Below are 13,211 nucleotides of genomic sequence, written 5' to 3'. Positions count from 1 at the left end.
GAGGGCAGGAGAGTGCGAACCCATGAGCCGTACGAAGAAGGCAAATCCCGGACGGATCCTGTTCGTGGGGTCGGGTCCAGGGGACCCAGACCTGCTCACCGTGCGGGCGCGCACCGTGATCACCAACGCGACCACGGCCTACATCGACCCCGATGTGCCCGCGCCGGTGGTGTCGCTGATCGGTAGTGCGCATCGCGACGAACCCGCCGCCGACACTCGCCGATCCACCAAGAAGGCCGAGAAACCCGCCGACGACGCGGCGTCGGCGCCTGCCGCCCCGGCCGACGAGCCGCAGGCCGTCGGTGACGAGACCGGCAAGGCTGATGCCGGACAGGCCGACGAGGAGTCGGTGGTCCGACCGGCACTCGGCGACCCGGCCGAGGTCGCGAAAACCCTCGTTGCCGCGGCCCGCAACGGCGACGACGTCGTGCGCGTGGTCTCCGGAGATCCGCTGACCACCGACTCGGTCCTCGCCGAGGTGAACGCCGTCGCCCGCACGTCGGTCACCTTCGAGGTCCTGCCGGGCCTGCCCGCCGCCTCCGTCGTGCCGAGCTACGCAGGCATGCCGCTCGGCTCGACCCACACCGAGGCCGACGTCCGCGGCGAGGTCGACTGGGCCGCACTGGCCGCCGCCCCGGGCCCGCTGGTGCTGCACGCGACGTCGGGTCACCTCGCCGAGACCGCGAGTGCGCTGACCGAACACGGCATGGCGCCCCAGACCCCGGCCGCGATCACCATCAACGGCACGACCTGCGCCCAGCGCACCATCGAGGCCACGCTCGCGACGCTCAACGAGCAGGGCAACGCGCTCACCGGCCCGCTGATCGTCACGGTCGGCAAGGTCGTCGGTGCGCGCGGCAAGCTCTCCTGGTGGGAATCGCGCGCCCTGTACGGCTGGACCGTCCTGGTTCCGCGCACCAAGGACCAGGCCGGCGACATGAGCGAGCGGCTCGTCAGCCACGGCGCCATGCCCAAAGAGGTGCCGACCATCGCGGTCGAACCGCCGCGGAGTCCCGCGCAGATGGAACGCGCCGTCAAGGGACTGGTCGACGGGCGTTACCAGTGGGTCGTGTTCACCTCCACCAACGCGGTCCGCGCGGTGTGGGAGAAGTTCGCCGAGTTCGGACTCGATGCCCGCGCGTTCTCCGGCGTCAAGATCGCCTGTGTCGGTGAGGCCACCGCCGAGAAGGTCCGGTCGTTCGGTATCAACCCCGAACTCGTGCCGTCGGGTGAGCAGAGCTCACTGGGACTCCTCGAGGACTTCCCGCCCTACGACGACGTCTTCGACCCGGTGAACCGAGTCCTGTTGCCGCGCGCCGACATCGCCACCGAGACGCTGTCCGAGGGTCTGCGTGACCGCGGTTGGGAGATCGACGACGTGACGGCCTACCGCACCGTGCGCGCGGCACCGCCGCCCGCCGAGACCCGCGAGATGATCAAGACCGGCGGCTTCGATGCGGTCTGCTTCACCTCGAGCTCGACGGTCCGCAACCTCGTCGGTATCGCCGGAAAGCCGCACGCGCGCACCATCGTCGCGTGCATCGGACCCAAGACCGCCGAGACCGCAACCGAATTCGGACTCCGGGTGGATGTGCAGCCGGAGAACGCGTCGGTGCTCGAACTGGTCGACGCGCTCGCCGAGCACGCCGCCCGGCTCCGGGCCGAGGGTGCACTTCCGCCCCCGCGCAAGAAGTCTCGCCGCTCGCGTTCGTGAGTTCGAAGGGACCCCAATGTCACCCGTGATCCGGCCCCGGCGGCTGCGTACCACCCCGGCGATGCGTCGGCTGGTCGCCGAGACCTCGCTCGAGCCGCGACACCTGGTCTTGCCGATGTTCGTCGCCGACGGCATCGACGAGCCGGTGCCGATCTCGTCGATGCCGGGCGTCGTGCAGCACACGATGGACTCGCTGCGCGGTGCCGCGGCCGAGGCGGTCGCGGCCGGCGTCGGCGGGCTGATGCTGTTCGGTGTGCCGCGCGCGGAGGACAAGGACGCCACCGGGTCGGGCGCCGACGCCGAGGACGGGATCCTCAACCGGGCCCTGCGCACCCTCGCCGACGACCTCGGGGACTCGACGGTCCTCATGGCCGACACCTGCCTCGACGAGTTCACCGACCACGGGCACTGCGGCGTCGTCGACGGCCGGGGTCGCGTCGATAACGACGAGACCCTCGAGCGGTACGTGTCGATGTCCCTGGCGCAGGCGCGAGCGGGTGCACATCTCCTCGGGCCGAGCGGGATGATGGACGGTCAGGTCGCCACGATCCGTGCCGCCCTCGACGCGGAGGGCTTCACCGACACGGGGATCCTGGCCTACGCCGCGAAGTACGCCTCGGCGTTCTACGGCCCGTTCCGGGAAGCGGTCGGCTCGTCGTTGCAGGGCGACCGGCGCACCTACCAGCAGGATGCGGCCAACCGGCTGGAGGCGCTGCGCGAGGTCCGTCTCGACCTCGAGGAGGGCGCCGACATCGTGATGGTGAAGCCGGCGATGAGCTACCTCGACATCGTGCGCGACGTCGCCGAGATGAGCGACGTCCCGGTCGCGGCGTATCAGATCAGCGGCGAGTACTCGATGATCTCCGCCGCCGCCGAACGGGGCTGGATCGACCGGGATGCCGCGATCCTGGAGTCACTGACCGGCATCCGGCGGGCCGGCGCGTCGATCGTCCTGACCTACTGGGCGGCCGAGGTGGCACAGCGCCTGTCGTGATCCCGCGCGCAGCGCTCGCGGCGATCCGGGTTCACTAGGCTGGTCCCATGTCCGCACCGTACGGCCCCGCGCCCGAGTCCGACCCCGGCGCGTCGTCGCAACCGAAGATCCCCGACTCCGTCTCCATCGCCGTCGAGCTGTGGGTGGTGGTGATCGTCGGCCAGATCGTGGCGCTGTTCGCGCAGACCGGCACCTTCGTGGACATGATCGGCGAGCAGGTGCGTGCGGCTCCCCAGGAGGGCATCCCACCCGAGCAGGTCGACTTCATTACGTCGTCGGGATTCGTGGTGGGTGTGCTGGTGGTGACCTCGCTGTTCCTGACCGCGATCACCGCGTTGATCGTCTGGTTCACCCGGAAGGGCTACAACTGGGCCCGCGTCGTGCTGTCGGCGATGGGTGTCTATGTCGTGGTCAGCCTGCTGTTCTCGCTGTTCGGTGACACGTCGCCGGCGTGGGCGATGATCCCGCAGGTGATCAGCGGTGTCGCGGCGCTGGGTGCGACGGTGCTGCTGATGCGGGGCGACTCCGAGAAGTACTGCCGGGCCATGGCGCAGGCGCGCAAGCCGCAGCCGGTGCACCCGCCGATGCCGCCCTATCCGTACGGCCAGAACCCGTACAGCCAGAACCCGTACAGCCAGAACCCGTACAGCCAGAATCGGTACGGCCAGAACCCGTACAGCCAGAACACGCCGTATGGTGACAGCGAGTACCGAGGTGAGCGCATCGGCCCGCACCCGGAGAACCCTCACCCGGAGAACCCCCAGCCCGGGAAACCGGCCCCCGAGAACCAGAACGAAGGACCGAAGAACCAGTGACAAGTCCCGATCCGGCGCTGCGTCCGAAACTCGTCGTCTGGGCCTACCGGTGCTGGTTGACCTCGGGTGCGCTCCTGATCGCGCTCGGCGCACTCGTCATCGTCGTGTCCGCGGTCGGCGACTCCGGGACCGTCACGTCCGGAGTGCTGGGCGCCATGGTCGTCGTCGTGGGTGTCGCCTACATCCTGCTGGGCAGCAAGGCGTTCACCGGCGACGCGAGATGGCGCTCGTCGCTGGCGGCGCTGACCCTGGTCGTCGTGGCGATGCTGCTGTTCCTGAGCCTGGGGATGAACTTCTTCGCGTTCCCGTTGCTGGCGGGCATCATCGGCCTGTTCGGGTCGTTGCTCGCCTACCGGCCACCCGCCGAGACCTGGTACACCGGCAAGGAGCCGGAGGCCCCGGCTCGCCGGTCCCGCAAGAAGAACACATGACGGCCGACCCGGCCGGCTCCGAGCCCGACCCCGAAACCGACGCCCCGGAGTCCGACGGCACCGATTCCGACGCCCCGGAGTCCGACGCCCCGGAGTCCGACGGCACCGAATCCGACGTCCCGGCGCCCGACCCGGTCGAACCCGCGGGGGAGGTTCTGTTCGCCGAGTCCGGCGGTAGTTGGTGGGTGGTCCTGATCGGCCCGATCCTGGTCGGCGCGGTCCTGGCCGTGGAGATCACCGGACCGGGTCAGGTGCACTGGCCGGTGCTCATGATCTTCTTCGTGCTGCTTCTCGGGTTCTCCCTGGTGCAGGTGTCCGCTGCCCGCCGCCACGTCAGCGTCGAGCTCACCGAGACCACGCTCCGGCAGGGCGCGGTCACGACCCCGCTCGCGGACATCCGGAAGATCTTCCCGCCCAACCACGGTCACGCCCCGCAGGACTGGGAGAGTGCGTCGGCGCTCGGTGAGCTGCACGGCGTACCCCGGCGGCGTAAGGGGATCGGTGTGGAGCTGACCTCGGGGACCCTCGCGCAGGCGTGGGCCCGGGACGTCGAACGGTTGCGCAGCGAACTCACGCAGGCACACGAGGCCGTCCGGTTGGGTCTGCCGCCCCGCGGCGCCTCGACGACGGGAACCGACCCGGCGGATCAGGAATCGACCGAGTGACGGCCCGCCCGGCTGTCGCGGTAGGCGCGGCGTCGTAGGTCGCCGAGCCAGGACGGCGCGAACTCGACGCCTTCGGGCCGGTGCAGGATCGGGTCGAAGTCGACGTCGAGTCCGGTGAGGACGTGGTCGAGCTCGATCCGGACCACCGGCACGAAGCGTCCGACGCCGGCCTCGAGGACGATCACGATCGGCTGGTTGCGGCGCAGGCGGGCGGCCAGAGCCTCGATCGAGAGTCCCGAGGACTCCGACGGCTCGAGGATGCGGGCCCGAATCCAGTACAGCTCGCCGTCGTAGCGGTACGGAGTCAGGCTCGACACCGCGGTGGCCCAGTGCGTCGTCGGGAGCGGCATGGGCACGCGGCCGGCGAACGGGGCCGGGCCGGCGAGCAGGAGGTCCCAGGCGCCGGTGGCGTTGGTCGAGGACGAGACGCCGCCGCCACCCACCGCGCCAGGGTCGGTCGACGGAAACCGGATGGCGAGCCCCACGATGTCCGGTAGGCCGCCGGGCGTGCCGATCCCCTTTGACACCCGCACCGACACCGGGCCGCTGCGGAAGGGCAGTGGGTGATCCGCGGACAGCGCCGCTCGGCCTCCGCACAGCAGACCGTCGGGATGAAACACCCGGGCATGCCTGAGGGCGCCGAGCCAGCGGAACGGGGTCGTGATGAGGTCGGGTACTGCGGTCATGAGAACTCCGGTTGTCGGGTGGTCGCACGCGCCCGGTCGCGGACCGCGCAGCGTGGTCTCCACAACGGCGTCGGCGGCAGTATGCCCGCTGTGCCGACGACCAAACACCGGCCCGGAAAACGCACTGCGGCCACCGTCTCCTCGACGGTGGCCGCAGGTGGGGCTGTGAGGCGGGCGTTCAGCCGTTCTGCAACATGGGTGCGCGCAGCAGTTCTTCGGGGACGCCGAACGCGTCGACGAGCGACCGCGCGTGCGGGCGCAGCTCCTGGCACAGCTCGTTCACGCCGCGGCGAATCGCCTTGGCGCGCTCCACCGAGATGTGCCGGTGCATCATGAACCACGAGAGGTCGTCTTCGAGTGCGGAGTACACGAAAAGATCGCACACCTTACCCAGAAGCTCTGCCGCGGAACGCGAATCGCAGTTCTCGATCGCTTCGACGAAAGCTTCGAGCACCACGCGCTCGATGTGCGCGTGCCCCACCTTCAACAGGTGGTCCTGGGCATTGTTGAACACCTCGAAGGCGTCGTTGTCGTCGTCGAGGGCGCGGCGCAGACGTTGCGCGCATGTGCGGACGAGGTGGTCCTCACGATTGCGGAACAGTCGGATCTGCGTGCTGCGGTCGGTGAGCGCGGACTTCTCGGTGTCCTCGTCGGAGCCGTCGAGCAGGGTCTGCACGACCTGCCGGACCGCGGTCTTCTCGGCCACCACATCACGTGCCATCCCGGCGATGAACCGTACCCAGCCACCGGCCGAGAGTCCTTGCACGTCTTCGGAGTACGCCGACAGCAGTTCTTTCGCGATCAGCTGCGTCATGATCGTGTTGTCGCCCTCGAAGGTGGTGAACACGTCGATGTCGCCGCGCATGATCGACAGCTGGTTCTCATCGAGATAGCCTGCGCCGCCGCATGCTTCGCGGCTGACATTGATGGCGTGGGAGGCGTGCCAGGTCGCGTAGGCCTTCAATCCGGCGGCCTGCCCCTCCAGCTGGCGCTGACGACCGGCGTCGGAATCGTCGGGCGCGACCGACTGGACCTCGTGCAGCTCGTCGACGATCTCGTTCTGCGCGAAGCCGATCGCGTACGACTTGGCTATGAGCGGCAACAGCTTTCGCTGGTGACCGAGGTAGTCCATCACGGTGATCTCGTCAGTGCCCTCGGGTGCCTCGAACTGCTTGCGGATCAGTCCGTAGCGGGTCGAGAGCACCAGGGCCTTGCGGCCGGCCGCACCCGCCGTCGCGGCCACGCTCACGCGACCGCGGATGAGCGTGCCGAGCATCGTGAAGAAGCGGCGGTTGGTGTTCTCGATCGGGGAGCTGTAGCTGCCGTCGTCGGCGACGTCGGCGTACCGGTTCAGCAGATTCTCCGCGGGGATGCGGACGTCGTCGAACATGATCCGGCCGTTGTCGACGCCGGCCAGTCCGCCCTTGTATCCGCAGTCGCTGGTCGTGACGCCGGGCAGGTCGTTGCCGTCCTCGTCGCGGATCGGCACCACGAAGCAGTGCACGCCGCGGCCCTCGGGTTCCTCGTCGGGCCCGCCGGTGACGAGCTGCGCGAACACCGCGGCGTAGCGGGCGTGTGCGGCGGCGCCACCGATGTAGTCCTTGCGCGACGACGAGGTCGGGGAGTCGATCACGAACTCGCGGGCGTCACGGTCATAGGTCGCGGTGGTCTCGATGGCCTGGACATTCGAGCCGTGTCCGGTCTCGGTCATCGCGAAGCACCCGAGGACGCTGAGATCGATGATCCCGGGCACATACTTCTCGTGATGCCGTGCGGTGCCGAGGTTTTCGACGGCACCGCCGAAGAGGCCCCACTGCACACCGGCCTTGACCATCAGCGACAGGTCCGCGTAACCGAGCATCTCGATGGCGGTGATCGACGCGCCGATGTCCCCGCTGCCGCCGTGGTCTTCGGCGAAACCGGCGGCGGCGAAGCCCTGGGAGGCCAGTTCGCGCATCACCTCGAGGGTGTGGGCGCGCGCCTCGTCGAGGGTCCGGGCCGGGTCGGGCAGGAGGTCGGCGCGATTGGAGTTCTCCCGCACCGTCTCCCTCGTCGCGCGCCAGCGACCGTCGAGGACGAACCGCAGATTGTCGACGAGCAGGGCACGCTCGTCCGCGGACAATTCGTCGTCGGCGGACACCGAGGACGGTGTCACCGGGTCGTCGACGGTCGGCTCGGTGGCGATGGGCGTCGGACTCGTCGTCGACGGGGTCGTCTCGTCCGAGCTCTTCTCGGCCGGAGTCTTCTCGGAGGGAGCGGTGGGGGTTGCCATGGCTCCACCGTACGTAGTGACCCGGCGTCGGACCTAGCTTTTGTGGCGCCTGCTACTGACGAGTAATGATCGCCATCCGGAGTACGGGTCGGCGCCGAACCGCCTTCTCGGGGCCGGTCTGCCGACCACTCCGCCGCGGTGTGGTGATACTTGATCCATGTCAGTCGTGGACACCGATCCGGCCACGTTCCGCATGCGCGTCGTCGCCGAGTCCATCCGGTTGTTCAGCGAGCACGGCTACGAGTCGACGACCGTCGAACAGCTCGCCGCGGCCGCCGGCATGTCACGTCGCACGTTCTTCCGTCAGTTCGGATCCAAAGAGGATGTGATCTTCGCCGACCACGAGTCGTTGCTGACGCAGGTCGGCGACCGGCTCGCCACCGGCGACGACGACCCGTGGCTGGCCGTCTGTGCCGCCGCGGAGCTGGTGTTCGGCCACTTCGTCCGGGACCGGGAACTCGCGGTGCGTCGGGCGCAGGTGGTCCAGGAGGTGCCGGCGTTGCGGGACCGGGAACTGGTCACGACCTATCGCTACCAGGGCGCTTTCGAGGAGTTCTTGCGTGCACGCCTGCCCGAGGAGTCGCCGGTGCACGTCGTGGCCTACGTGGCGGCGGTCACCGGCACCCACAATTTCCTGCTCCGGCAGATGATCCGCGGCGACGCCGGGGCCACGCCGGAACGTCTGCGCGTGGAGCTGGAACGGGTGGCCGTGGCACTCGGTGCCGCACGTGGTGGGACTGCATCGACGCCGGTGGTGGAATCGGGCAGACAGGTCACCGTCGTCACCTACCCGGCGGGCACTCCGCCTGCCGAAGTCGCACGTCGCGTAGCCGAAGAGCTGGGGGAGGCCTGAGCCCGACGAACGGCCGCGGGACAATGGCCGCGGATTCGAGGACAATCGGCCGGGTAAGGGTTCGTGCGGATTGACATGGCACTGAGTGCCGTGCTGCACTGGTCGTCAACATCTGCCGGTACACGCGTGCCGGGAACGAACAGGCACCGCAGGTGCCGTGAGGAGTTGTCATGGGTTACGGAAATCCCGACTTCAACGTCTTCGAGCTCCCGGAAGAGCACATCGCGCTGCGCGAGGCGATCCGTGCTCTCTCGGAGAAGGAGATCGAGCCCCACGCCGCCGACGTCGACGAGAACTCGCGGTTTCCGCAGGAGGCCCTCGACGCCCTCGTCGCCTCGGGCTTCAACGCCATCCACGTGCCCGAGGAGTACGGCGGCCAGGGCGGCGACTCGATCGCGGCATGCATCGTCATCGAAGAGGTCGCCCGTGTCGACGCGTCGTCGTCGCTGATCCCCGCCGTCAACAAGCTGGGCACCATGGGCCTGATCCTGAACGGCTCCGACGAACTCAAGCAGCAGGTGCTGCCGTCCATCGCCTCCGGCGAGGCGATGGCGTCGTACGCACTGTCCGAGCGCGAGGCCGGTTCCGACGCCGCGGGTATGAAGACCCGCGCACGCAAAGACGGCAACAACTGGGTCCTCAACGGCACCAAGTGCTGGATCACCAACGGCGGCAAGTCGTCCTGGTACACGGTGATGGCGGTGACGGACGCCGACAAGAAGGCCAACGGCATCTCCGCGTTCATGGTCCACAAGGACGATCCCGGCTTCACCGTCGGACCGCTGGAGAAGAAGCTCGGTATCAAGGGTTCGCCGACCGCAGAACTGTACTTCGAGGACTGCACGATCCCGCTCGACCGCATCATCGGCGACGAGGGCACCGGCTTCAAGACCGCCCTGCAGACCCTCGACCACACCCGCCCGACCATCGGCGCGCAGGCCGTCGGCATCGCGCAGGGTGCGCTCGATCAGGCGATCGCATATGTCAAGGACCGCAAGCAGTTCGGCAAGCCGATCAGCTCGTTCCAGGGCGTCGAGTTCATGATCGCCGACATGGCGATGAAGGTCGAGGCCGCGCGCCTCATGGTCTACACCTCGGCCGCTCGCGCCGAGCGTGGCGAGAAGAACCTGGGCTTCATCTCCTCGGCGTCGAAGTGCTTCGCGTCTGACGTCGCGATGGAGGTCACCACCGACGCCGTGCAGCTCTTCGGCGGCGCCGGATACACCCGCGACTTCCCGGTCGAGCGCATGATGCGCGACGCCAAGATCACCCAGATCTACGAGGGCACCAACCAGATCCAGCGTGTTGTCATGAGCCGCGCGCTGCTGCGCTGATCGCCCCTACTCACGGATTCGCCCCGTCGGCTTCGGCCGGCGGGGCGAGCTGCGTTCCCGCGGTGCCGTTTCCGTCCCGCTGATGGGATCGAATCAGCGGCACGGAATTGGCGACGCGGAAAGGGTCCGTGAGGTGCTAGGCGTACGCCGACCGGAACTCGATGCGGGCGTGCTGGTTTCGGGCCGCGTCGCGGAAGTTCTTCATCGCACGCTCCATGTGGAAGCCGTTGGTCACGATGATGGCGCCGTTGGCGCCCATGGCCTTGAGCATGCCGACGGTGTAGTGGGCGTTCTGCACGGTCGAGGTCGACCGTCCCTCGTTCACCATCTGCCACATGGGGATTCCGCGACGGATGAGTCCGAGATTCATGAACTGCGCCTCGGTGACTGGCAGCCAGTGGGTGTCGCCGCCGGAGACGATGATGCGGTTGAACGGGTGCTTCTTGCCCAGGTTGGCTGCCACGTTCAGGCGGCGCTTGAGCACGTCCGGGGTCTGGCCGAGAACGCCGAACTTGGCACCGAGTACGACGATGTACCGAGTTCCCGGGCTCTGCCACAGGAAGTTGCTGTTGGGTGTCCCCAGTTCGGAGCTGCCGAGATCGACACTGCCGAAATCGGTGCTGACCGCGGCATTCTGGACATTCGCGACCGGTTCCGATGGTGCGACGGCGATCGCCACCGAAGCGGCGGTGGCGATCGCGGCCGCGGCAGCCGCGGTCGTGAGGGTTCTACGACGCATGGTGACCGAGTGTAGGGATCAGTACGGCCGTGCAGGTATCAGATCGATAACACCTGCATCACTAGTCACATACGTAACACCGTCACGTCAGGGCGATGTACTTCACCGAGAGGTACTCGTCGATGCCCTCGCTACCGCCCTCGCGCCCGATCCCGGACTGCTTGATCCCGCCGAACGGCGCTGCGGCGTCGGAGATCACGCCTCGATTCACCCCCACCATGCCCGAGTCCAGACGCTCCGCGACCCGCATGCAGCGCTCGAGATCGCGACTGTAGAAGTACGACGCCAGGCCGTACTCGGTCGAGTTCGCCGCTTCGATGCCGGCGGATTCGTCGTCGAAGGTGCTGATCACCGCGACGGGGCCGAAGATCTCCTCGCGTGTCACCGGCGCGTACGGGTCGACGTTGTCGAGAACCGTTGCCGGATAGAAGAAGCCTCGACCTTCCGGACGTTCACCACCCAACCGCACCCGGGCGCCGTCGGCGACGGCCTGCTCGACCGCCTCGGCGACCTTGTCCCGCTGATCGGCGTTCACCAACGGTCCCAGGGTCACCCCGTCGGAGTACCCCGGGCCCATGCGGACCTCCGACATCTTCGCCACGAGCTTCTCGGTGAACTCCTCGGCGACGCCGGACTGCACCAGGAATCGGTTGGCCGCGGTGCAGGCCTCACCGCCGTTGCGCATCTTGGCGGCGAATGCGCCCTCGACGGCAGCATCGATGTCGGCGTCGTCGAAGACGAGGAACGGGGCGTTGCCCCCGAGTTCCATCGACGTGCGCAGAACGCGATCGGCGGCCTGGCCGAGCAGGCTGCGGCCCACCGGCGTCGAACCGGTGAAGCTGATCTTGCGGATGCGGTCGTCGGTGATGAGCGTCGACGACACGTCGCCGCTCGACGTGGTGGGCAGGACCGACAGCACGCCGGGTGGGAGGCCGGCCTCGGCGAAGGCCTCGGCCAGCGCGAGCATCGTCAGCGGTGTCTCGCGGGCCGGTTTGACGAGGATGACGTTGCCTGCCGCGAGCGCGGGGCCGATCTTTCGGGTCCCCATCGCGAGCGGGAAGTTCCACGGGGTGATCGCCAGGCACGGCCCGACCGGTTGGTGGGCCACCAGGATGCGCCCGTTGCCGGCCGGTGCCGGACTGAATCGACCCCCCACGCGCACGGCTTCTTCGGCGAACCAGCGCAAGAACTCGAGGCCGTAGGTGGTCTCGGCGCGACTGTCGGGCAGGGCGCGGCCGAGTTCGAGGGTCATCAGCATGGCGATGTCGTCGGCGCGGTCGGTGAGCAGTTCGAAGGTCCGGCGGAGGATCTCCCCGCGCTCACGTGGCGCGGTGGCCGCCCAGTCCGCCGACGCGGCGACGGCGGAATCGAGAGCGCGGCGGGCGTCGGCGACCCCTGCGTCGGCGACCGCGACAAGCGACTCCTCGGTCGCGGCGTCGTGGACCTCGAAGGTCGCGCCGTCGGCGGCCGGGGTGGACCGACCGTCGATCCAGAGTCCGGTGGGCACGCCGTCGAGCACGGCCTGCGGGTCGAGAATCTCTTTGTCGCTCATGCGGATTCACATCCTCGTCACTCGGCTGCGGGACTCCGCCCGGAGCGGAGGTCCCCTCGGCGCACCACGCTACTCGCGTGGGCCGGGGACTGGTCGATGGTTGCCGACGGGCTCCGCCGCACGCAGGATGGCGGGATGAACGCACGCAGGTTCGGCGATCGACGTCCACGGCGACTGATCCGGTCCGGACTCGTGCTGCTCGTGGCGGGCACCGTCCTCGCCGGATGCGCACAGTCGACGCAAACACCTGCACAGTCGACGCAAACACCTGCACGGTCGACGCAAACGCCCGCACGGTCGACGGAAACGTCTGCACAGTCGACGGAAAACGACGCACGGTCGACGAAGCACGTCAACCTCGGCGACAGTTTCAGCGCCGGGACCGGCGTGAGCCCGCTCGAGGCGGACTCACCGATCTACTGCCAGCGGTCGTCGAAGAACTACGCGCACATCGTCGCCGAGGACGAGGACTTCGACCTCACGGACGTCAGCTGCGCGGGCGCCGACACCGACGACTTCCGGGAGGCGCAGCACCAGGGCGTACCGCCGCAGCTCGACGCCCTCGACGACGACACCGACGTGGTGACGCTGATGATCGGCGGCAACGACAAGCAGACCTATGGCCGGGCGATCCGGCTCTGCAGCGAACTCGCCGACGTCGACCGCTCGGGGGCGCCGTGCACCGATCGCTACGGGAGTTCGCTGATCGACCCGGTCGCCGCCGACATCTACCCGGCGGTCCGGCAGGCGTTGCGCGACGTCCGGGACCGCGCGCCGAACGCCCGCATCTTGTTGACCGGTTACCCGTGGCTGCTTCCGCCGACCGTCGGCTGCTACCCCGAGATGCGTCTCGCCGAAGGTGACGTGCCGATGATCCGCGAACTGCAGACGGCGCTGAACACCTACGGGCGGCGGGCGGCGGAGGACGAGGGGGTGGAGTTCGTCGACATGTCCCAGGTGTCCGAAGGTCACGACGCCTGTGCCGGCGACGAACGGTGGATCGAGCCGATGACCACGGCGGGCCCCGGCGCGGTGCACCCCAACGAGCAGGGGCAGGCGGCGATCGCCGAGCAGGTGCGCAAGGCGCTCGCGGGATAGTCCGGCCACCGCACGACCACGTTCCGACCCCTCTGACCAGCGAGGATTTGGGTCACCC

Annotated in this window: 12 protein-coding genes; 8 read left to right on the top strand and 4 right to left on the bottom strand. The window is 68.7% G+C overall.

Translation table 11 applies throughout. The features are described 5' to 3' along the window. Positions 1 to 22 precede the first annotated feature (22 nt). The 5 genes from MHN80_RS05140 to MHN80_RS05120 are packed head-to-tail and all read left to right on the top strand — an operon-like array spanning position 23 to position 4,619. Positions 23 to 1,714 carry a bifunctional uroporphyrinogen-III C-methyltransferase/uroporphyrinogen-III synthase gene (locus MHN80_RS05140; RefSeq protein WP_004019952.1) on the top strand — a complete coding sequence of 564 codons (1,692 nt, stop codon included), beginning with the start codon at positions 23 to 25 and terminating at the stop codon, positions 1,712 to 1,714. A 16-nt stretch (positions 1,715 to 1,730) separates the two neighbouring features. Next, positions 1,731 to 2,708, top strand: coding sequence for a porphobilinogen synthase (gene hemB, locus MHN80_RS05135; RefSeq protein WP_004019951.1), 978 nt, complete (start codon positions 1,731 to 1,733; stop codon positions 2,706 to 2,708). Positions 2,709 to 2,755: 47 nt separating this feature from the next. Beyond that, on the top strand, positions 2,756 to 3,523 hold the full coding sequence (locus MHN80_RS05130; RefSeq protein ID WP_239399974.1) for a hypothetical protein: 768 nt from the start codon (positions 2,756 to 2,758) through the stop codon (positions 3,521 to 3,523). Further along, positions 3,520 to 3,954 carry a hypothetical protein gene (locus MHN80_RS05125; RefSeq protein WP_064569615.1) on the top strand — a complete coding sequence of 145 codons (435 nt, stop codon included), beginning with the start codon at positions 3,520 to 3,522 and terminating at the stop codon, positions 3,952 to 3,954. The genes MHN80_RS05130 and MHN80_RS05125 overlap by 4 nt, the downstream gene beginning before the upstream one ends. Continuing rightward, a complete protein-coding gene (locus MHN80_RS05120) occupies positions 3,951 to 4,619 on the top strand; it encodes a DUF3093 domain-containing protein (RefSeq protein ID WP_239399972.1) in 669 nt (222 codons plus the stop codon). Before MHN80_RS05125 ends, MHN80_RS05120 begins: the two co-directional genes overlap by 4 nt. Here the strand turns inward: MHN80_RS05120 and MHN80_RS05115 are convergent. Both MHN80_RS05115 and MHN80_RS05110 read right to left on the bottom strand, forming a co-directional pair. Next, on the bottom strand, positions 4,601 to 5,305 hold the full coding sequence (locus MHN80_RS05115; protein ID WP_239399970.1) for a hypothetical protein: 705 nt from the start codon (positions 5,303 to 5,305) through the stop codon (positions 4,601 to 4,603). The genes MHN80_RS05120 and MHN80_RS05115 overlap by 19 nt on opposite strands. A 178-nt stretch (positions 5,306 to 5,483) precedes the next feature. After that, the gene (locus tag MHN80_RS05110; RefSeq protein ID WP_239399968.1) at positions 5,484 to 7,577 is read right to left on the bottom strand and encodes an acyl-CoA dehydrogenase; all 2,094 of its coding nucleotides are present in this window, start codon (positions 7,575 to 7,577) and stop codon (positions 5,484 to 5,486) included. A 157-nt stretch (positions 7,578 to 7,734) separates the two neighbouring features. Here MHN80_RS05110 and MHN80_RS05105 point away from each other — a divergent pair, with 157 nt between their 5' ends. Together MHN80_RS05105 and MHN80_RS05100 are read left to right on the top strand one after the other, a co-directional pair. Next, positions 7,735 to 8,430: a TetR family transcriptional regulator gene (locus MHN80_RS05105; RefSeq protein ID WP_239399966.1), complete on the top strand. Its 696-nt coding sequence runs from the start codon at positions 7,735 to 7,737 to the stop codon at positions 8,428 to 8,430. Between the two features lie 170 nt (positions 8,431 to 8,600). After that, complete coding sequence (locus tag MHN80_RS05100) at positions 8,601 to 9,764, top strand: acyl-CoA dehydrogenase (protein WP_064569611.1); 1,164 nt, start codon at positions 8,601 to 8,603, stop codon at positions 9,762 to 9,764. 136 nt (positions 9,765 to 9,900) lie between these two features. Here the strand turns inward: MHN80_RS05100 and MHN80_RS05095 are convergent, their stop codons facing one another. Together MHN80_RS05095 and MHN80_RS05090 are read right to left on the bottom strand one after the other, a co-directional pair. Continuing rightward, a complete protein-coding gene (locus tag MHN80_RS05095; RefSeq protein WP_239399964.1) occupies positions 9,901 to 10,503 on the bottom strand; it encodes a YdcF family protein in 603 nt (200 codons plus the stop codon). 82 nt (positions 10,504 to 10,585) lie between these two features. Beyond that, entirely contained in the window at positions 10,586 to 12,055 is a 1,470-nt protein-coding gene (locus MHN80_RS05090) for an NAD-dependent succinate-semialdehyde dehydrogenase (RefSeq protein WP_239399962.1), read from the bottom strand. Positions 12,056 to 12,190: 135 nt separating this feature from the next. Here MHN80_RS05090 and MHN80_RS05085 point away from each other — a divergent pair, with 135 nt between their 5' ends. Next, positions 12,191 to 13,153: an SGNH/GDSL hydrolase family protein gene (locus MHN80_RS05085; RefSeq protein ID WP_239399960.1), complete on the top strand. Its 963-nt coding sequence runs from the start codon at positions 12,191 to 12,193 to the stop codon at positions 13,151 to 13,153. Positions 13,154 to 13,211 lie beyond the last annotated feature (58 nt).

The sequence above is a fragment of the Gordonia sp. McavH-238-E genome (assembly GCF_022348225.1).
Taxonomy (GTDB): domain Bacteria; phylum Actinomycetota; class Actinomycetes; order Mycobacteriales; family Mycobacteriaceae; genus Gordonia; species Gordonia terrae.
This window is presented reverse-complemented; position numbering and strand designations above follow the sequence as displayed.